This is a genomic window from Stenotrophomonas sp. YJH_SMC_73, assembly GCF_059370155.1.
Genome location: NZ_JCAFTJ010000008.1, coordinates 31998 through 49641, shown reverse-complemented (window position 1 = coordinate 49641; position 17644 = coordinate 31998). Strand labels below are relative to the sequence as shown.

Annotated in this window: 18 protein-coding genes; 5 read left to right on the top strand and 13 right to left on the bottom strand. The window is 68.3% G+C overall.

Going from position 1 to position 17644, the window contains the following annotated elements:
- Window positions 1-30 precede the first annotated feature (30 nt).
- Complete coding sequence (locus tag AC5P8R_RS14115) at window positions 31-1278, bottom strand: efflux RND transporter periplasmic adaptor subunit (protein WP_075076381.1); 1248 nt, start codon at window positions 1276-1278, stop codon at window positions 31-33.
- A gap of 202 nt (window positions 1279-1480) precedes the next feature.
- On the opposite strand from AC5P8R_RS14115, the gene AC5P8R_RS14110 reads away from it, so the two are divergent.
- The 3 genes from AC5P8R_RS14110 to AC5P8R_RS14100 are packed head-to-tail and all read left to right on the top strand — an operon-like array spanning window position 1481 to window position 3428.
- Window positions 1481-1609, top strand: coding sequence for a hypothetical protein (locus AC5P8R_RS14110; RefSeq protein ID WP_257473236.1), 129 nt, complete (start codon window positions 1481-1483; stop codon window positions 1607-1609).
- Complete coding sequence (locus AC5P8R_RS14105; protein ID WP_032956229.1) at window positions 1606-2829, top strand: sensor histidine kinase; 1224 nt, start codon at window positions 1606-1608, stop codon at window positions 2827-2829. The genes AC5P8R_RS14110 and AC5P8R_RS14105 overlap by 4 nt, the downstream gene beginning before the upstream one ends.
- Window positions 2826-3428: a response regulator transcription factor gene (locus tag AC5P8R_RS14100; RefSeq protein ID WP_014645643.1), complete on the top strand. Its 603-nt coding sequence runs from the start codon at window positions 2826-2828 to the stop codon at window positions 3426-3428. Before AC5P8R_RS14105 ends, AC5P8R_RS14100 begins: the two co-directional genes overlap by 4 nt.
- A gap of 546 nt (window positions 3429-3974) precedes the next feature.
- On the opposite strand, the gene AC5P8R_RS14095 is transcribed toward AC5P8R_RS14100, so the two are convergent.
- From AC5P8R_RS14095 to AC5P8R_RS14050, 10 genes are all read right to left on the bottom strand, one after another.
- Window positions 3975-4511 (bottom strand): cytochrome b/b6 domain-containing protein, encoded by a 537-nt coding sequence (locus AC5P8R_RS14095; protein ID WP_197606196.1) that lies wholly within the window; start codon window positions 4509-4511, stop codon window positions 3975-3977.
- Window positions 4508-5611 (bottom strand): catalase family peroxidase, encoded by a 1104-nt coding sequence (locus AC5P8R_RS14090; protein ID WP_075076379.1) that lies wholly within the window; start codon window positions 5609-5611, stop codon window positions 4508-4510. Before AC5P8R_RS14090 ends, AC5P8R_RS14095 begins: the two co-directional genes overlap by 4 nt.
- 136 nt (window positions 5612-5747) lie before the next feature.
- Complete coding sequence (locus tag AC5P8R_RS14085; RefSeq protein ID WP_495223557.1) at window positions 5748-7115, bottom strand: leucyl aminopeptidase family protein; 1368 nt, start codon at window positions 7113-7115, stop codon at window positions 5748-5750.
- A 3-nt stretch (window positions 7116-7118) separates the two neighbouring features.
- Entirely contained in the window at window positions 7119-7838 is a 720-nt protein-coding gene (locus AC5P8R_RS14080) for an HAD family hydrolase (RefSeq protein ID WP_495223556.1), read from the bottom strand.
- 74 nt (window positions 7839-7912) lie between these two features.
- Window positions 7913-8380 (bottom strand): hypothetical protein, encoded by a 468-nt coding sequence (locus tag AC5P8R_RS14075; protein ID WP_032961458.1) that lies wholly within the window; start codon window positions 8378-8380, stop codon window positions 7913-7915.
- 91 nt (window positions 8381-8471) lie between these two features.
- Window positions 8472-9581 (bottom strand): AI-2E family transporter, encoded by a 1110-nt coding sequence (locus tag AC5P8R_RS14070; RefSeq protein WP_425604942.1) that lies wholly within the window; start codon window positions 9579-9581, stop codon window positions 8472-8474.
- 67 nt (window positions 9582-9648) lie between these two features.
- Window positions 9649-10104, bottom strand: a complete 456-nt coding sequence (locus tag AC5P8R_RS14065; RefSeq protein WP_014645650.1) for a hypothetical protein — start codon at window positions 10102-10104, stop codon at window positions 9649-9651.
- Complete coding sequence (locus AC5P8R_RS14060) at window positions 10101-10571, bottom strand: phage holin family protein (RefSeq protein ID WP_014645651.1); 471 nt, start codon at window positions 10569-10571, stop codon at window positions 10101-10103. Before AC5P8R_RS14060 ends, AC5P8R_RS14065 begins: the two co-directional genes overlap by 4 nt.
- Before the next feature lie 8 nt (window positions 10572-10579).
- Window positions 10580-10945 (bottom strand): hypothetical protein, encoded by a 366-nt coding sequence (locus AC5P8R_RS14055; protein WP_004153835.1) that lies wholly within the window; start codon window positions 10943-10945, stop codon window positions 10580-10582.
- A 101-nt stretch (window positions 10946-11046) separates the two neighbouring features.
- Window positions 11047-12480 (bottom strand): Do family serine endopeptidase, encoded by a 1434-nt coding sequence (locus AC5P8R_RS14050; protein ID WP_014645652.1) that lies wholly within the window; start codon window positions 12478-12480, stop codon window positions 11047-11049.
- 490 nt (window positions 12481-12970) lie between these two features.
- Here AC5P8R_RS14050 and AC5P8R_RS14045 point away from each other — a divergent pair, with 490 nt between their 5' ends.
- Both AC5P8R_RS14045 and AC5P8R_RS14040 read left to right on the top strand, forming a co-directional pair.
- Complete coding sequence (locus AC5P8R_RS14045) at window positions 12971-13852, top strand: histone (RefSeq protein ID WP_169412394.1); 882 nt, start codon at window positions 12971-12973, stop codon at window positions 13850-13852.
- A gap of 107 nt (window positions 13853-13959) precedes the next feature.
- Complete coding sequence (locus AC5P8R_RS14040) at window positions 13960-14646, top strand: hypothetical protein (protein ID WP_014645654.1); 687 nt, start codon at window positions 13960-13962, stop codon at window positions 14644-14646.
- A gap of 15 nt (window positions 14647-14661) precedes the next feature.
- Here AC5P8R_RS14040 and AC5P8R_RS14035 read toward each other — a convergent pair whose 3' ends face one another.
- Complete coding sequence (locus AC5P8R_RS14035; RefSeq protein ID WP_014645655.1) at window positions 14662-15021, bottom strand: DUF1428 domain-containing protein; 360 nt, start codon at window positions 15019-15021, stop codon at window positions 14662-14664.
- 91 nt (window positions 15022-15112) lie between these two features.
- The gene (locus AC5P8R_RS14030) at window positions 15113-17515 is read right to left on the bottom strand and encodes a S9 family peptidase (RefSeq protein WP_495223555.1); all 2403 of its coding nucleotides are present in this window, start codon (window positions 17513-17515) and stop codon (window positions 15113-15115) included.
- Window positions 17516-17644 lie beyond the last annotated feature (129 nt).

Here is a 17644-nt window from a genome sequence, read left to right as displayed (position 1 = left end):
CTGCCGGCGGCGCCGGTGGGCGCCAGGCCGCTACTGCGCTTGTTTCTGTTGCACCTTGGCGCCATCGCGCAGGCTGTCCGGCGGGTTCAGCACCACCGATTCACCTGCGCTCACGCCCTTGAGGATCTGGCGGTCCTTGCCCATCGCCTGGCCGGCCTCGACCGTGCGCTGCTGCACGCGGCTTTCGTCACCCAGCACGAAGGCAACCGAGGCGCCCTCGCGCTGGACCACGGCGCCCGCCGGCACGCGCACGCCCTGCGGTTTGGCGGCCGCCTGCGGCTGCGCCTGCTCCAGGAAGCTGACGCGCACGCCCATCTCCGGCACGATGCGCGGGTCCTTCACCTTCAGCGCCACGCGCACCTTCACCGTGGCCTTGCCGCGGTCGGCGGTGGGGATGATGGCGATCACCTCGCCCGGAATCTTCCACTCCGGATAGGCGTTGAGCGTGGCTTCGACCGGCATCTTCGGCTGCACGCGGCCGATGAAGGCCTCGCCGACCTCGACTTCGATCTCCAGCGAGTCCATGTCGACGATGGTGCCGATGCCGGTACGGGTGAACCCACCGCCCGCCGACAGCGGCGAGACGATTTCGCCGGGCTGCGCGGCCTTGGCAGTGACCACGCCGGAGAACGGCGCGCGCACGATGTTGTTGTCCACGCCCAGCTCGGCGATGGCCAGCTGGTCGTTGGCCACCTTGACGTTGCGCTGTGCGGTGTCCAGCTGTGCACGCAGGCTGTCACGCTGGGCCACCGCCTGGTCGTACTGCGAGCGCGACACCAGCTGCTGGCCGACCAGTGCCTGCAGGCGGCTGGCTTCAGCGGCCGCCTGCCTCTGCTGCGCTTCCAGCCCGGCCACCTGGCTGCGTGCGGCCTGCAGCTGCGAGGCATACAGGCTGCGCTGCGCGTCGGCATCGATCGGGTCCAGGGTGGCCATGATCTGGCCCTGTTCCACGCGCATGCCTTCCTCGATCATCACCTCGCGCACCTTGCCGGTGATCTTGGCCGATACCGTGGCCATGCGCCGGGCGACCACGTAGCCACTGGCATCGAGCACCGAACTGCTGGCGCTGCCCTGCTGGATGGCCACGGCGGGGGCGGTTTCCACGTCCACTGCCGGCGTACGCCCGAACAGGGCGAAGCCGACAGCGGCCAGCAACAACACGACCACGATGATCGCGATCCACAGCCAGCGGCGGCCACCGCCACTGCCGCCGGAGGCGGGCGGCGGCGATTTGCGGTCGATACGGAGTTCCTTCAACAGCTCGGCAGAAGCGTTCATTCGTTCCATCACAGGCGTTTGGGCGGGTGTGGCCGGAAGGGCGGACGGCGGCGGTTCCGGCGGTGGAGCGTGCGGCACAGCATGCAGGCAGGCACAGCGATGACGGCAGTGACAGCTGTCACCCGATGACACTGACGGCGGCAACTGCGAAACGTGACCACGGCGGCACAGGATGGCAACGTCCCCGCTACCGGTACCGCCCATGGATCCGATCACCCCGTCGCTGGCCCGCCACAGCCGCGCCGCCAAGCGTACCGTGATCCGCGCTCGGTTGCGCCGGTGCCGCCCGGCCGGTGGTGGCGCCTGCGCGCAGGCGGCTGAACTGGCATGATCGGCGGCGATCGTCCCCGCCTGGAACCGCCCGTGCCGTCGACATGGCTTGCCTCGCTGCTGCGCCCCGCGCCGGACTCGGCGGTGGCCGATACGCTGCGCCGGGGAAAATCGCCCTGGAGCGAGGCAGTCCACCTGCTGTGGTCGGTGTGGATCTTCCTGACGCCCTTGCTTGGCCACGGCTTCACCCTGCGCTGGCTGCTGCTGACGCTGGCCAGCTATCCGGTGTTCCTGCTGCTGTACGCCAAGGTGATGGTGGCGCCGCGCCATCACGCTCCGCGCTATGCGCTGGGCCTGATCGCGATGTCGCTGGTGCTGCTGCCCTGGTATCCGTCCGGGCTGACCTACTTCGTGTTCGGCTGCGTGCTGCTGCGGGTGAGCGGACGCGGTGGCTGGTGGCAGTATCTGCTGCAGCTCACTGGCCTGAACCTTCTGTTCTGCAGCCTCGCGCTGCTGTTCCAGTACCCGTGGCAGAGCCTGGTCTGGATCCCGGCCGTGTCCTACATCGTGGGGCTGGTCGTGAACGTGGAAGCGCTCAACCAGCAGAAGGATGCGGCACTGCAGCTGTCGCAGGACGAGGTGCGGCGGCTGGCGGCCACTGCCGAGCGCGAACGCATCGGCCGCGACCTGCATGATCTGCTCGGCCACACCCTGTCGCTGATCACATTGAAGCTGGAGCTGGCGCGCAAGCTGCACGACCGCGGCGACGCGCGCGCGCGGCTGGAGATCGGCGAGGCCGAGGCCATCGCCCGCGAAGCGCTGGCACAGGTGCGCAGCGCGGTTACCGGCATCCGCGCCAGCGATCTGGCCGGTGAGCTGGCATCGGCGCGGCTGCTGCTGGAATGCCAGCAGGTCCACCTTCAATACGCACCACCACCGGCGATGCCGGTGGATGTCGAACGCGGGCTGGCGCTGGTGCTGCGCGAGGCCGCAACCAATATCGTGCGCCATGCACAGGCGACACAGGCACGGGTGGAGTTCATGCTGGAGGGACGCATGCTGGCGATGCAGATCCGCGACGATGGCCGTGGCGGCGTGCAGGCCGAGGGCAACGGGCTGAGCGGCATGCGCGAACGCGTGGCCGCCCTGGGGGGCAGCCTGCAGGTACAGTCCGCAAAGGGCGAGGGCACGCGACTGACCGTGCGCGTGCCACTGGCTGCCGCGACCACACCGTTGCCGCCGGGAGCGCCGCCGTCGCTGGCACAGGACGGTGCCGCATGATCCGCATCCTGCTGGCCGAGGATCAGGCGATGGTGCGCGGTGCACTGTCGGCGTTGCTGGGCCTGGAGCCGGATATCGAGGTGCTGGGCAGCGCCGCCGATGGCGAAACCGCGTGGCGGATGCTGCAGCAGCTGCAACCGGACATCCTGGTCACCGACATCGAGATGCCCGGCCTGTCCGGGCTCGAGCTTGCCCAGCGCATCGCGCGCCACGAGCTGCCGATCAAGGTGGTGATCGTGACCACCTTCGCCCGCGCCGGCTTCCTGCGCCGCGCGCTGGAAGCCGGCGTGCTGGGCTACCTGCTGAAGGATGCACCGGCCGAGAACCTGGCCGATGCCCTGCGCAAGGTGAAACAGGGCATCCGTGCGATCGACCCGCAGCTGGCACTGGATGCGTGGTCGCAGGCCGATCCGCTGACCGACCGCGAGCGCCGCGTACTGCGGCTGGCGGGCGAGGGCCGCACCGCCAGCGAGATCGCCGAGCAGCTGGGGTTGTCGCACGGTACGGTGCGCAATTACCTGTCCGAGTGCATCGGCAAGCTGGGCGTGGCCAACCGGATCGAGGCGTACCGGCTGGCGCGGCAGAAGGGGTGGTTGTAGCGGATCATTTCCGCGCCTGCGGAGAGGTGTCACTTTCTTTGCTCGTGCAAAGAAAGTAACCAAAGAAACACGCCGCCAGAGCGCGAGCCGTCGCTACGCGACGGTTCCCTGCGCTTCTCGGCGAATCAGGGGACGGCGCCGAACTCGCTGCGCTCAGACACCGGCGCCTCTGCGCCCCTGATTCCCCTGCGATGCTCGGCTCGCTCAAGGCGGACCCAAGGTCAAGAACCACAGCTGCACGACGATATTTGGTAGCGCCGGGCCGTGTCCGACGAGTGAAGCGGCCGCTTTCGCCTTTGATCTTGAGTCCGCCTTCAAGCGAGCCGAGCACCGGAGGTCCGGCGAGGGCGAAGAGGTGCGGGTGTCTGAGCGCAGCGAGTTCCCGCGCCGTCCCTCGACGGACCGAGGAGCGCAGGGCACCGGCGTGCGAAGCACGCCGGCTCGCGGCCGGCGGAGCGTTTCTTTGGTTACTTTCTTTGCGCGCAAAGAAAGTGACACCCCCCGCGGTCGCGGAAACAATCCGCCGGGAACGCCCGGCGAATCCTTTCAATTCTTCCCGCGCGCCATCGCCTGGAACACCCCGTCACGCCGCACCCACAGGTGGAACAGCGCCGCACCCACATGCATCAGCACCGTGGCAAACAACACATAGGCCAGCAGGCTGTGCGCATTGCGCAACGCGGCATACAGCGCCGGGGTATGCGGCACGATCGGCGGCAGGTGCAGGCCACCCCACAGCACGATCGGGTAACCGCCGGCCGACAGCATCGCCCAGCCGATCAGCGGCATCGCCAGCATCAGTGCGTACAGCATCCAGTGCGAGGCCTTGGCCGCCATCACCTGCCACACAGGAAGATCCGCCGGCAGCGGCGGTGGGCGATGACGCAGCCGGTTGTACAGGCGCAGCAACACCAGTACGCCGATAGTGATGCCCAATGGGCGGTGCAGGTCGATCAGCATCGGCCGCAGGTGCAGCGAGGCGACCATGGTCACGCCAATGAACAGCATGGCGATGATCATCAGCGCCATGGACCAGTGCAGCACCCGCGCCAGCAGGTTGAAGTGGCCGTTGCCGGTGCTCATCGTACGGCCTCCTTCCGTTGCTCGACGTTGCCGGTGGCGCGCTCGCGTTCGCGGCGGTTGAAGGACTGCGAATACACGGCCGAGCGGGCCGCCAGGATCGGATCGTCACTGCCACGCACGCCGCTGGGCAGGATCAGCGGATCGAAATTGATCTGCCCGCAGGCGCCCTGTTCCTGCGACTGCATGCGGTCCAGGCTGAGTACGCCGGCCACTACCTGGTCACGCGATTCGGGCCACGGTACCGACGGATCATCGATGGCATCGCCCGGCTCGGCGGTGGTCACGACCAGGTTCCAGCGCACCGGGCCGCTGGCCAGGCGCTGCTGCAGTTCCTGGCTGAGGAAATCGACGCTGGCCTGCTTGCGGGTTTCCGCATCCATCTCCACCACCGGCGCCTGCGGCTGCCAGCGCCAGCGCACCGCGCGCTTCTGGCCCTGCGCATTGGTGAACCAGAAGCTGTTGACGCTGTTGAAGGTGGTGTCGGCCCAGCTGCTGGTCCACGGCGCGGTCTTGGCCCACTGCTGGAAAGCCTGCGCACTGGGGTATTTGGCCAGCACCGCGGCCATCTTCTGCGGATCGGGCTTGCCGGTGGCCGGGTCGGGAATGGAGGCGCGGGTCTGCTCGTAGAACGCCTCTGCGCTGGGCACGGCGAAGAACGGGAAGCTGTTCATCGCCATGCGCCATTCCTGGCCATCATCGCTGACCATCTGCACCGCGAGGCTGCGCACGCGTGCGGTGTTGTCGGCGCCGTAGGGGTCGCCGCCGCCGATCGACAGGCGGCCCATCACTGGCACGCGGCGTTGCGAGAACACCCGTGCGCTGGACAGGGTGGGGGCCTGCGCGCTGGGTTCGAACCAGCCGCTCACGCAGATGCCCTTGCTGTGTGCGCGGCGGAAGCCCGGGTGGGCCGGGCCGGTGGCCTCGATGGTGTCGGTGAAGCGCTGCGCGGTCAGGCGGTTTCCAATCCAGCCGGCCAGCCAGGCGAAGGCCAGCGCGACCGCACCCAGAATGAGTGCGATCAGTGCGATCCAGAGCAGGGGTGAATGCTTGCGTGGCGCGCCCGGCGTCTGGCCAGCGCGGGTGTAGCGGAAGAGCGACATGGTCGGAGTCCTGCCTTCACGGAGCGTGTGGGTGGTCGACCCACACATCCTCGCAGAACCCGGCCGGGGCCGAAATTCAATTTTTCGTCAGATTTTCCGGGGACGGGGTGCCGACCAACGGTCGGCACCCACCCGATCAGCTGTAGCGCTGCTTCAGCATCGCCCACGCCGAGCGCAGCGCCAGCGCTTCGCCACCGGCCGGACGGCCCGGGCGCTCGCCGTCGTTCCAGGCATACACATCCAGGTGCGCCCAGCGCTGGCCGTCTTCCAGGAAGCGTTCCAGGTACAGCGCGGCGGTCACCGAGCCGGCCATGCGCGAACCGGCGTTGGCCAGGTCGGCGATGCCGCTGCTCAGGTAGCGCAGGTAGGGGCGCCACAGTGGCATGCGCCAGACCGGGTCGCGGGTCGCGTCACCGGCCTGCAGCCACTGCTGGGCCACCGTGTCGTCGTTGCTGAACAGTGCCGGCAGGTCCGGGCCCAGTGCGATGCGCGCGGCACCGGTGAGGGTGGCGAAGTCCAGCACCAGGTCCGGCTTCTGCTCACCGGCGAAGGTCAGCGCATCGCACAGGATCACGCGGCCTTCGGCATCGGTGTTGTCGATCTCCACGCTCAGGCCCTTGCGGGTGGCGATCACTTCGCCCGGGCGGAAGGCATCGGGACCGATCGCGTTTTCCACCGCCGGCACCAGCAGGGTCAGCCGCACCGGCAGCCCACGTGCCATCACCAGGCCGGCAAGGGCCAGTGCATGCGCGGCGCCACCCATGTCCTTCTTCATGTTGCGCATGCCGTCGGCCGGCTTGATGTCCAGCCCGCCGGTATCGAAGCACACGCCCTTGCCCACCAGCACCAGCGCCGGGTCGGTTTCCCTGCCCCAGCGCAGCACGACCAGACGCGGCGCACGATGCGAAGCGCGGCCCACGGCGTGGATGGCCGGGAAATTCTGCTTCAGCAGTTCGTCGCCGGTAATCGCCTCGACCTGCGCACCATGTGCATCGGCCAGCGCGCGCGCGGCGTCTTCCAGCTGCTGCGGGCCCATGTCTTCGGTCGGGGTGTTGACCCAGTCGCGCACGCGCAGGCTGGCGGCGATCAGGTCGGCCACTTCGCCGGATGGCGCCGCCACCAGCTGCGCCGGTGCGCGGTTGCGCTTGCGATAGCGGTCAAAGCGGTAGCTGCCCAGGCCCCAGCCCAGCTGCAGCAGCGCCAGTTCGGCGGCCGGCAGTTCATTGGCCAGCTGCCACACGCTGCCTTCCGGCAGCGCGTGCGGCGCATGCGCATAGCTGTAGGCATCGGCACGATCACCCACGCCCATCACGGCACCGGCCAGGCCATCGGCGCCCGGCAGCAGTGCCACGCTGTGGGCGCCGGCGTTGAAGCCCTGCGATGCCAGCCACGCCTGCGTGGCAGCCGGCTGGCTGTCCTTCCAGGCGGTGAACTGCTCGCGGTCCAGCACGTACAACGGCAGCGCCGCAGCGGTGTCGGCGGTGAAACCAGTGATCTCGCTCATGCGTCAGGTACTCCGGGGTGCGGCGGCGTCGAGGTTGGCATCCAACCAGTCGGCCAGGCCGGTAAGGGTGTCGAACTGCAGGTCCGGCTGCAGCTGCGGATGGGTCCAGGTGGCTGCGTCGCGGTTGATCCAGCAGCCGCGCAGGCCGGCGGCAATCGCCCCGGCCACGTCCATGTCGGCATGGTCGCCGACGTGCAGCACCTGTGCCGGTGCCACACCCAGGCGGGTGCACGCGGCATGGAAGATGCTGGCTTCGGGCTTGGCCGCGCCGTGTTCGCGCGAACCCAGCTGGAAGGCGAAATGATGGGCCAGGCCGATCCGCTCCAGGTCGGCGTTGCCGTTGCTCAGCGCCGCCACCGGTACCCGTGCGGCAATGCGCGCCAGCGCGTCGATCGCATCGGGATAGCACTCCACCTGGTTGCGCGCGGCGTAGAACACTTCATACGCAGGCTCCAGCAGATCGAGGCTGGCACCGCTGGTGTGCAGTGCTTCGTGCAGGGTCAGCCGGCGCAGCGCACTCAGGTCGTGGTGGAGGTGCGGATGGGCGTGGTACAGCCGCTCGCGCAGTTCGCGCATCGCGTCCACCGGATACATCGCGGCGGTAGCGGGGCTGTGTTCGCACATCCAGGCGTGCAGGACCTGTTCGATGCGGGCGCCGATCGGAGCGAACGGCCACAGCGTGTCGTCAAGGTCGAGGGTGATGGCTTGGACGGGGAAATTCACCTCGCCATTCTACCCCTGCCCGCGCGGGCTTTCATGCGACGCGGCGGGCGGGTGGGCACTGTGGCTGGGCCGGGTCAGCGCAGGTTGTACGAGCAGGCGATGGTGGTCTGGCCGTCGAACTGCTGCACGTCCAGGTTGTGCCGCCCAACTTCCTTCGTGTAGGTGCCTGCTACCGGGTCGGACATCTTCGCCAGTGCCGCGACCTGTTCCACACTGGCCGAGCTGAAGTACGCGGTGAAACTGTCGATGCCATCCTCGCCGCTGTCGCCGTCATAGGACTGCAGCCGGTTCACGGGCTGGCCCAGCACCATCAAGGGCGTGGTCAGCCGGAACTCGCCGCTGGATTCGCCGTCCTGCGCCCTTGCCGGGGCCGGTGCCAGCATCCGGGCCATGGCGTCGAACTGCATGGGCGTGAGGTGCCGCTTGCAGGTAACCGCCTCAGCAAGCTGGGTGCGCGCCTGATCGGCAGTCGGCGGCGTCGCGGCGAACGCGGGAGCGGCAATGCAGGCCAAGGCAAGGCAACGCGTGGCGAGAGAGTTCATACGAGCGGATCCATCCGGGTAGGGCGCCATAGTCTGCCACTTCGTCCCTGTTTCTGGTTCCGCCACCTGCGTCCATCCGTTGTTGATGCCGTCACTCCAGCAGGCGTGCCCAGCCCTGCATGCCATCCAGGCGTGCCAGCACCAGCTTGATGCACACCAGCAGCGGCACTGCCAGCAGCAGCCCGATCATGCCCCAGGCCCAGCCGAACACCATCAGCGCCAGGATCAGCACCAGCGGCGACAGCTTCATGCGCCGGCCCAGCACGATCGGGGTCACCATCTGCCCTTCCAGGGTGTGCAGGCCCAGGTAGGCGGCGGCCGGCAGCAGGGCCTGCAGCGGGTCGCGGAACTCGACGAAGCCCATCAACAGCATCAATGCCACGCCGATCAGCGGGCCCACGTACGGGGCGAAGTTCAGTAGTGCAGCCACCGTGCCCCACAGCAGTGCTTCCTGCAGGCCGATGCCGAGCAGCATCAGCACGCCGGCGAACACCAGCCCGACCAGGGTGTTGATGACGCTGATGGTCAGCACGTAACGCGAGACCTCCCGTTCGATCGAACGCAGGATGTCGGTGGTGAACCGCTGCTGCTGGCGGTTCGGGAACAGGGCGATCGCTGCGCGCTGCAGGCTCTGCCCGTAGATCATGAAGAACAGGGTCAGCAGCACCACCGCCAGCACCGACGCGGCCAGGCGCGGTGCACGGGTCAGCATGCGGTATGGATCGTCCAGCTGGGTGCGGATCACCTGCACCTTGTGGTTGCTGTCACCGCCGGCCACGCGGGCGAAGTTTTCCGCCGCCTGGTTGGCCTGCTGCACCGGCTTGGTCAGGTCCTGCACCTGCCGGGCCACCTTGCGCAGCTGCTGTGGTGCTTCCTGCGCCCATTCCATCGCCGGACCGATCAACTGCACCGCCAGCGAACCGGTCACGCCCAGCCCGGCGCCGAGGATCAGCAGTGCGCCCAGCGCGCGCGGAATCCACAGCTTCTGCAGCAGGCGCAGGATCGGGTTGCCGACCAGTGCGAAGAACATCGCCAGCAGCACCGGCAGGATGATGTCCTGCGCGGCCCACAGCGTGTAGCCCACCGCCAGGGTGGCCAGGACCACCAGCGACATCGGCCCGCGTGGACGCGACGGGGGCGGCAGCGGCGCCTCCGCACCCTGCGGATCGGTTGGTGACGGGGACAGGAGGGACTCGCTCATCGACGCACCAACCGGGAAGGGGAGCGCATTATCCGCCGGCCGCGATCGGCGCGGCGGAGTGCGTGGATCAACGTTCGGACAGCTCGGTGGCGGCTTCGGCCGGGCGCGGTTCGCGCGGTTCCGGTTCGGGTTCCGGGCGGGGGGCAGGTGCCGGCCGTGCGTTGGCGGCGGAGGCCGCCGCCTGTGCCTGTTCGCTGGCATCGTCGGCTTCTTCGGCCGCGTCATCGGCGGTCGCTGCCGCCTGTGCCGCCATCGCCGTGGCGAACGCCGCCTGGGCACTGGCGAACAGGTTCGAGACCGAACCGACCATCTGCAGCCAGCGCGCACCGTTGACCTTGCCGGGCACTTCCAGCTTGCCGGCGATGAAGCCACCGGCCAGGCCGACCACCACGATGCGCAACGGCGACCAGCCCTTTCGCCAGACGTCGCTGAGCGTGGACCAGTGGTCCTGGGTCTCGCCCAGGCGCACGGTCACCACCTGTTCGCAGCGTTTCACCCGCCGCTGCAGCGCGCCGAACTTCATGGCTTGCCCTCGGGCAGCTGCACGCCGGCATCGGGGTCGTCTTCGCTGGGCTCGTCGAACAGGCCCAGGCGTGACAGCTGGCGCCGGGTGGCATGCATGCCGGTGTGGTGGAAGAAGTAGGACACCCGCCAGATCGCGTAGCCGGTGACGGCCAGGCTCAGCAGCGAGGTGATCAGCAGCGCCTGCAGCCAGCTAAGGCCCCAGCTCTGCAGCAGGGCGATGAGGGTGGCCGCCATCAGCAGCCAGGCCGAGGCACCAAATACGATCGCCACGCCGGCCCAGGCCAGCGCACGGCCGAAGGCGCTGCGGGCCAGGGCGAAGTCGGCCGAGGCCAGCCGGCGCAGCGAGCGCACGGTGTGCTTGGCCGAATCGGCGGCGGCACGACCGGCCGCGCCGACCTGGCGGATGCTCTCATCCAGCGGCGGGGTGGCCGCCGGATCAGGGGCTTGCGCGTTGTCTTCGCTCACGCCGCGGCTTACTTGTCGCTGCTGCCGCGGGCCAGCTTGGCGATGATCCAGCCGGCAGCGAAGGCGACGCCGAACGAAGCCAGCGGACGCTCACGGATCAACTCGGCGGCGCTGTCGATCAGGTCCTTGCCCTTGTCCATCAACGCGTCAACCTGTTCCTTGGCAGCGGCACCACCGAATTCGGCGGCGGCCAGACCAGACAGTGCGCTGTCGGACAGTTCGGCCTTGACGTTGGCCTTGCCGATGCGCAGCTCGTCGGTCGCGGCACCGGTTGCGCCCTTGATCGCACCGCCGGCGGCCGTGGCGGCCTGCTTCAGGTGGGAACCGGCTTCACCCAGGTGTTCCTTCAGGTTCTCGGTATTGGTGGGGCTCATCGAATCACTCCTGTTGCGATGGGGGAACGGGTGTCGGCGGTGCCGACCTGGACTGACAGCAATAGCATTGCCGGGGTATAGGGGGTGTTACGGCAGGGCGATCAGCGCATCACGAGCTGGCCCTGCTGCTGGCCATTGTTGCGCAGCACGCGCACCACCAGGGTCGGCGGGCGCTGCTGGAAGTTGGCGCGCCAGCTGGCCAGGTCGGCGAATTCACCCACGGTGGCGTCGGTGATGATGTCGCCCTGCTGCAGGCCGTTGCTGGCCGCGCGGCTGCCACGCTTGACCTCGCTGACCAGCACGCCGCCGACACCCGACTGTCGCAGCGACTCGGGCAGGTCGACGAAGGTGGCACCGGTCAACCGCGGGTCCAGGCTCTCGCCGGTGACCGCACGCGCCTGTTCCTTCAGCGTGGCCTTGATCTGCACGGGCTTGCCTTCGCGGCGTACGTCCAGCGTCATCGGGCTGCCGACCGCAGCCAGGCCTTCCACGTTGTGCAGGGCTTCGGCGCTGTCCACGCGTTGGCCGTTGGCCGAGACCACCACGTCGCCCGGCTTCAACCCGGCCGCGGCGGCCGCCGAACCGGCCAGCACGCGGGTGATCAGCGCACCGCGCGTTTCGCCCAGGCCCAGCCCCTGGGCGATCTGCGCGGTCAGGTTCTGGCTCTCCACGCCCAGCGTGCCGCGTACCACCACGCCGTGCTTGACCAGCTGGTCGACCACGCTGCGCGCCAGGTTGGACGGAATCGCCAGGCCCAGGCCGATGTTGCCGGCCATGCTGCCCTGCGGGTTGAAGCTGGCGGTATTGATGCCGACCAGCTGGCCCTGCAGGTCGACCAGGGCGCCACCGGAATTGCCCGGGTTGATCGACGCATCGGTCTGGATGAAGTTCTGGTAGCCCAGGCCACGGATGCCGCTGCGGCCCACCGCCGAGACGATGCCCGAGGTGACCGTCTGGCTGAAGCCGAACGGGTTGCCGATGGCCACCACGAAGTCACCGACCCGCAGCTGGTCGCTGTTGCCGAGCTTGATGTCGGTCAGGTTCTGCGCCGGGATGCGGATCAGCGCGATGTCGGTATCGCGGTCCGAACCGAGGAACTCGGCCTTCACCGTGCGCCCGTCGGCCAGTGTCACCTGCACGTCATCGGCGTTGTCGATGACATGGTGGTTGGTCAGCACCAGGCCTTCCTTGGCGTCGATGATCACGCCCGAGCCCAGCGATTCGTTGATGCGCTCCTGCGGGATATCCGGGAACAGGCGGCGGAAGAACGGGTCGTTGAAGAACGGGTTGCGCACGCGCACCACCTGCTTGGTGTTGACGCTGACCACGGCCGGCATCGCCTTTTCCAGCATCGGCGCCAGCGAAGGCACCGCCTGTCCGGCCACCGCGGCCGGCAACGCGGCGGTGGTCGGCAGCACCGCTGGCAGCGGTGCTGCATCGGCACGGTTGTCCAGGTGGGCATTGATGCCGGTGGCAACGAAGCCACCGAAGGCGGCGGCGATTGCGAGCGTAAGCAGGGTGGGAAGCGGTCGCATGGTTGTCGGTTCGCTGGCGTGGGTGGGGGCGGTTCGGCCCTACGGTAAAACAAGCTGAATGAGTGTGTCGCGATCTGGATAAATGCGCCATGAAAACCGCAGGCCGCGAAAGGCGAGTGAGGAGGCTGACAGCATGGCTGTGGCGACACCGCACAGGCGACGCCTGCACCACCGAAGACGATCGCCGGGGGCGCCGACACAGACCGATACCTGCGCAGTTCCGCGCAACCGGGTGCCGCAATGCGCCACAGCACGCATCGGATGCCGCGTCCGTGCAGCGGCACGCAACGGCCATCTTCGACCACGCGCTTGCTGTGGCGTAGTCCTTAAAAAAAGGGGTTTCCTGTCAACCCGCCGCTTCTGCGGCAGTGGTGGGCTACACCATGGCCGTCGCATCAGATGCGATTGCGGGCGCGTGCCCCGTTCCACGATCGTCAATGTCGGTATAGCATCGCCCCGTTTTGATACTTAAGGCCCCCAGGAGGGCAACATGAGCAACGGTAATGGTGTGTCGGTCGTGACCGACGCTGTCGAGAACGTCAAAGAAGCCGCCACCAACGTTGGCGAGACCATCGCCCACGCCGCCGAAGACGCCGTGAAGTCGGTCAAGAAGACCGTCAAGCGCGCCACCAAGGCGGCCGGTACCCGCGTTGCCAAGGCCAAGAAGGCCGTGGCCAAGGTCGAGAAGACCGTTGCCAAGAAGGCCGACAAGGCCGCCAAGTCGGTCGGCAAGACCGTTGCCAATGCCAAGAAGAAGCTGGAAGCGGCCAAGAAGAACGCCAAGGCCGAAGCCGCTGCCCTGAAGAAGGAAGTGGCCAAGAAGAAGGCCGCTGCAGGCAAGGCTGTGACCAAGAAGGCCGCTGCCGCCAAGAAGGCCACCAAGGCTGCCGCCAAGAAGGTCGCCACCGTGAAGAAGGCCGCCACCAAGAAGGCCGCCGTCGCGAAGAAGACCGTTGCCAAGAAGACCGTGGCCGCCAAGAAGGTGGTCGGCAAGAAGGTCGCCACCGCCAAGAAGGCTGTGGCCAAGAAGACCGTCGCCGCCAAGAAGGTCGCCGGCAAGAAGGCCGTGGCTGCGAAGAAGGTTGTCGGCAAGAAGGTTGCCGCCACCAGGAAGGTCGCCACCAAGAAGACCGCGGCCGCCAAGAAGGTTGTCGGCAAGAAGGCTGCCGTCGCCAAGAAGGCTGTTGGCAAGAAGGCCGCCGTCGCCAAGAAGGCTGTCGGCAAGAAGACCGCCGTCGCCAAGAAGGCGGTGGGCAGGAAGGTTGCCGCCACCCGCAAGACGGTCGCCAGGAAGGCTGCGCCGCTGAAGAAGGTCGCCGCCAAGAAGGCTCCGGCCAAGAAGGCCGTGCGCAAGGTCGCCAAGCGCAAGTAATCGCGCCGTGACCGAAGGCCCTGCCACCCACCGGGTGGTAGGGCCTTTCGCGTTTCTGGGGCGCTACCTGGGGCAAGATGCAGGTTCTTCCCGCCGGAGCCCCGACCATGCGCGGTATCGACTTCAGTTCCTGGCAGGGCGTGCTGTCCACGTTGGCCGGCCTGGTCCTGATCACCCTGCTCGGCGTCGGCATCCGCCTGCTGGTGATGCAGACCCTGCAGCAGCGCCGCGAGCGCGAGAACCGGCAGATCAACGAACGGCTGCGCACGCTGATGGCCGCCTACAAGACCCTGGGCGGTTCGTTCACCGGCGAGCTGGGCGTGGATCCCAGCCATCGTCGCGACCTGCGCCAGCGCGAAGATGCCGACGGCATCGCCGAGCCGCGCTCGGACCGTGCGCGGCGCATCCGCGATGCGGTCGAGGCCGCGCTGTCGGACATCCTGCTGCTGGGCACCGACGAACAGGTGCGGCTGGCCACGCGTGCCGCCAACGAACTGGCACAGGGGCGGCCGGTGCATACCCACGAACTGGTGGTCTCGCTGCGCGACTTCGTGCGCGAAGCGCTGGATCTGGCCCCGATTCCGGCCGATCTGCAGATTCCACCGCAGGGGCCGACCCGGCCCGTTGCCAGTGGTGGCGGCAAGGGCCGTAACGACGGCGATGCCAAGGGCGGCCGTGCAGGCGGTGGCGGTGGTGGTGGAATGGGCGCCGGCATGGGCGGCATGGGCCTCGGTGCCGGCGCCGCACTGGGCGCCGGCCATGCTGCTGCCAGCGATGAAACGGACGCGCGCTGAGCACGTCCGCCGGGTTCAGCGCGTCAGCTCGTAGAGCGGCACGAAGCCGCCGTAGATCATCCGCGCGCCGTCGAACGGCATCGGATTCTTCGTTGGATCAAACCGCGGGTCCTCCATCATCTTCTTCATGCCGGCGTCGCGGGTCGGCTTGTCCGGCCATTCGATCCAGGAAAACACCACCGTCTCATCCGGCGTGGCTTTCACCGCGCCGAAGAAGTCGGTGGTCTTGCCGTGCGGCACGTCATCGCCCCAGCACTCGACCACGCGCAGCGCGCCGTACTCGATGAAAACGGGATCCCCTGTGCGTGCATGGGCGAGGAACTTCTCCTTGTTGGCGGTGGGCACCGCCAGGACGAAACCGTCGATGTAGCTCATTGCCTGCCTCCGGATGGACCGTGCCACATGCACGGCCTTCAGGTACACGACGAACCAGCGCGTAGGGAATCGACATCCCGCGTGCGCCTGTTCAGCCCGGGCCACCCGGGAGCGGGGCCAGCACCGTATCCGGTGGCTGCTGGCCGGCCAGGTGGCGCACGAAGTAGTCCCACATGCGGTGCGTGTAGGTGGCGTCGTTGCGGAACAGTTCGTGGTCCTGCCGGGCCAGGTACAGCAGGTCGTAACTACGCTGGGCCTTGTTCAGGGCCGCGGCCAGCTGCAGGGTCAGCGCCGGTGGCGCGTTCTCGTCCAGTTCGCCATAGACCAGCAGCAGATGCCCGCGCAGGTTGCCGGCCAGTGCCGCATTGTCGAGCCCGGCAAAGGGGGCCGGCACGCCATCGGCCATGGCTGTAGCTGGCACCACGCCACCGAACAGCCGGTCCATGCCGTGCAGGGCGCCGCCGTACATGCCCTGGAAATTGTGGCTGCCGGCCGAGGCCACAGCCACCTTGTAGAACGCCGGGTGGCGCAGCAGTGCACGCGCCGCGCTGTAACCACCGAACGAATGCCCGTAGATGCCGACCCGCTGCAGGTCGATGCCCCGGTAGCGTTCGCCCAGCTGGCGCAGCGCGGCCACATGGTCATCGAGCTGCACATCGGCGCCGTGCAGGAAGCTGCTGTCATGGAATGCCTTGTCGCGGCCGCCGGTGCCGCGGGCATCGATGCTGACCACCACGAAGCCGAGCTCGGCCAGGCTGGCGCGCGATACCGGGTTCTGCGCCGAAACCGCTTCGGCATAGGTCACCGACGCATTGCTGATGAAGGCACCGCCGTACATCGCGTCGATCACCGGGAAGCTGCCGTCATCGCGATAGTCGCGGGGCAGGTAGACGGTGGCGAAGATCGGCGTGCGCCCGTCGGCGGCCAGCAGCCGTTCGCGCCGCGGCGGCCGCCAGCCAGCAGCGATGATCGCCTGCGCATCCGCAGCCTCCAGCACCATCACTTCGCTGCCATCGTCGCTGGCGCGCAGCACCGTGCGCGGCGGCTGCGCGAGGCTGGACACGGTATCCACCAGATAGCTGCCGCCGGGCGACAGCGCCTGCGGCGCGCGTCCGCCGAACAGCATGCCGGTGCCCGCATCGGCCAGGTGGTCGCTGCCATCGGCGGCCAGGCGCTGCACCGGCCCACCGTGCAGTGCTACCCGGTACAGGCCACGTACGTAGGGATCGCCGCCCTCGACACCTCCAGCACTGAAGTATGCCCAAGCGCCTGCGCTGTCCACCCCGAGCAGGTCACGCACCGCCCACCGGCCGCGGGTGAGCTGGCGCATCACCTTGCCGTCGGACAGGCGCACCCGGTACAGATGGCCCCAGCCATCACGCTGCGAGAACCACACGGCGGTGTCCTGGCCGGGCAGGATCGCAACCGAGGCACGGTTGTAGGAATACAGGCTGAGCTGCAGGCGCGCGTCGCCGGCTTCTTCCAGCACGGTGCGCAGCGCACCGCTGCCGGCATCGATCTCCACCAGGCGCAGTCGTCGCGGCGCGCCGAAGTGCGCGATCGCGGCATACAGCCGGTGGCCGTCCCAGCCCAGCAGGCCGGCCTCGCTGAGGGTGTTCCAGCCCTCGGGCAGGGTGATGTCCTGCTGCCGGCCGCTGCGCACATCGACGATGTACAGGCTGTCACGCACCTGCTGTGCATCGCCCAGCAATCCCAGTTTCACCGTGTGCACGCGGGGCCGCGCGCCGCCGGCCGGGGTGCTTTCCAGATAGGGGTAGTCCCGCAGCGCACGTTCGTCGTAGCGGACGCCGGCAACATAGCGTCCATCGGGCGACCAGCCGACGGCGAATGGCCGCGCCGGCATCCGGCCCTGGCTGCGTGGAATACCGCGCAGGGTGAAATCGGGCAATACACCATAGCCATGGCCGGCGACACCGCCGGTGGTCAGCGCCCGCGGTGCCTGTCGGCGTTGCTGCAGCCATAGATTGTGGTCGCGCACCTGCAGCCAGGCCTCGCCGTCGGGTGCGGGCAGTGCATCGGCAGCAGGCATGGCGCCCTGCGTCCGCAGGCACTGCCAACGTGGCCACTGGCAGTCGATGCCGGCTTCACCGCTGAAGCGCAGGCGCAGGCCATCGGCCAGCACCTGCACATTGACCAACCGCAACCGTTGCCCGTTCACCCCCAGGGCCCCCGCAGCGCTGTCCAGCGCAGCGCGATCGAACAGGATCTGCCGGGAGGCCTGCGCCGGATCGACCAGCACGCCCTCGCGCCGGCCCTGGCCGTCTTCGCGTTCGTACCAGAAGCGGCCATCGGCCAGCCAGTTCGGCAGGAGCGAGGCATTGCGCAGCGCACCGCGCAGGTGGCTGTCGTGCACGCGCTCGGCGCGCTGGTAATCGGAGGGCTGCAACGGCCGAGCCGATGCTGTGGAAAGCACGCCGATGAAGGCGAGGACGGCGGCGCAGAACCGGAACCGCAGCGGGGCAGGTACGTGCAAGGCAACCTCCTGTTGCAAGGGTCAGCGGAATTCGAATGCACGCGCGCCGCGCGCGTATGCCAGACGCAGCCTGAATCAAGCCAAAAAATTCAGCAATGCGAAGACCGCTGTTTTCAGGGAGCGTTGTGG

Coding starts and splice junctions, on each gene's coding strand:
- AC5P8R_RS14115 (WP_075076381.1), bottom strand. CDS start 1,278: ATGAACGCTTCTGCCGAGCTGTTGAAGGAACTCCGTATCGACCGCAAA.
- AC5P8R_RS14110 (WP_257473236.1), top strand. CDS start 1,481: ATGGATCCGATCACCCCGTCGCTGGCCCGCCACAGCCGCGCCGCCAAG.
- AC5P8R_RS14105 (WP_032956229.1), top strand. CDS start 1,606: ATGATCGGCGGCGATCGTCCCCGCCTGGAACCGCCCGTGCCGTCGACA.
- AC5P8R_RS14100 (WP_014645643.1), top strand. CDS start 2,826: ATGATCCGCATCCTGCTGGCCGAGGATCAGGCGATGGTGCGCGGTGCA.
- AC5P8R_RS14095 (WP_197606196.1), bottom strand. CDS start 4,511: ATGAGCACCGGCAACGGCCACTTCAACCTGCTGGCGCGGGTGCTGCAC.
- AC5P8R_RS14090 (WP_075076379.1), bottom strand. CDS start 5,611: ATGTCGCTCTTCCGCTACACCCGCGCTGGCCAGACGCCGGGCGCGCCA.
- AC5P8R_RS14085 (WP_495223557.1), bottom strand. CDS start 7,115: ATGAGCGAGATCACTGGTTTCACCGCCGACACCGCTGCGGCGCTGCCG.
- AC5P8R_RS14075 (WP_032961458.1), bottom strand. CDS start 8,380: ATGAACTCTCTCGCCACGCGTTGCCTTGCCTTGGCCTGCATTGCCGCT.
- AC5P8R_RS14070 (WP_425604942.1), bottom strand. CDS start 9,581: ATGAGCGAGTCCCTCCTGTCCCCGTCACCAACCGATCCGCAGGGTGCG.
- AC5P8R_RS14065 (WP_014645650.1), bottom strand. CDS start 10,104: ATGAAGTTCGGCGCGCTGCAGCGGCGGGTGAAACGCTGCGAACAGGTG.
- AC5P8R_RS14055 (WP_004153835.1), bottom strand. CDS start 10,945: ATGAGCCCCACCAATACCGAGAACCTGAAGGAACACCTGGGTGAAGCC.
- AC5P8R_RS14050 (WP_014645652.1), bottom strand. CDS start 12,480: ATGCGACCGCTTCCCACCCTGCTTACGCTCGCAATCGCCGCCGCCTTC.
- AC5P8R_RS14045 (WP_169412394.1), top strand. CDS start 12,971: ATGAGCAACGGTAATGGTGTGTCGGTCGTGACCGACGCTGTCGAGAAC.
- AC5P8R_RS14040 (WP_014645654.1), top strand. CDS start 13,960: ATGCGCGGTATCGACTTCAGTTCCTGGCAGGGCGTGCTGTCCACGTTG.
- AC5P8R_RS14035 (WP_014645655.1), bottom strand. CDS start 15,021: ATGAGCTACATCGACGGTTTCGTCCTGGCGGTGCCCACCGCCAACAAG.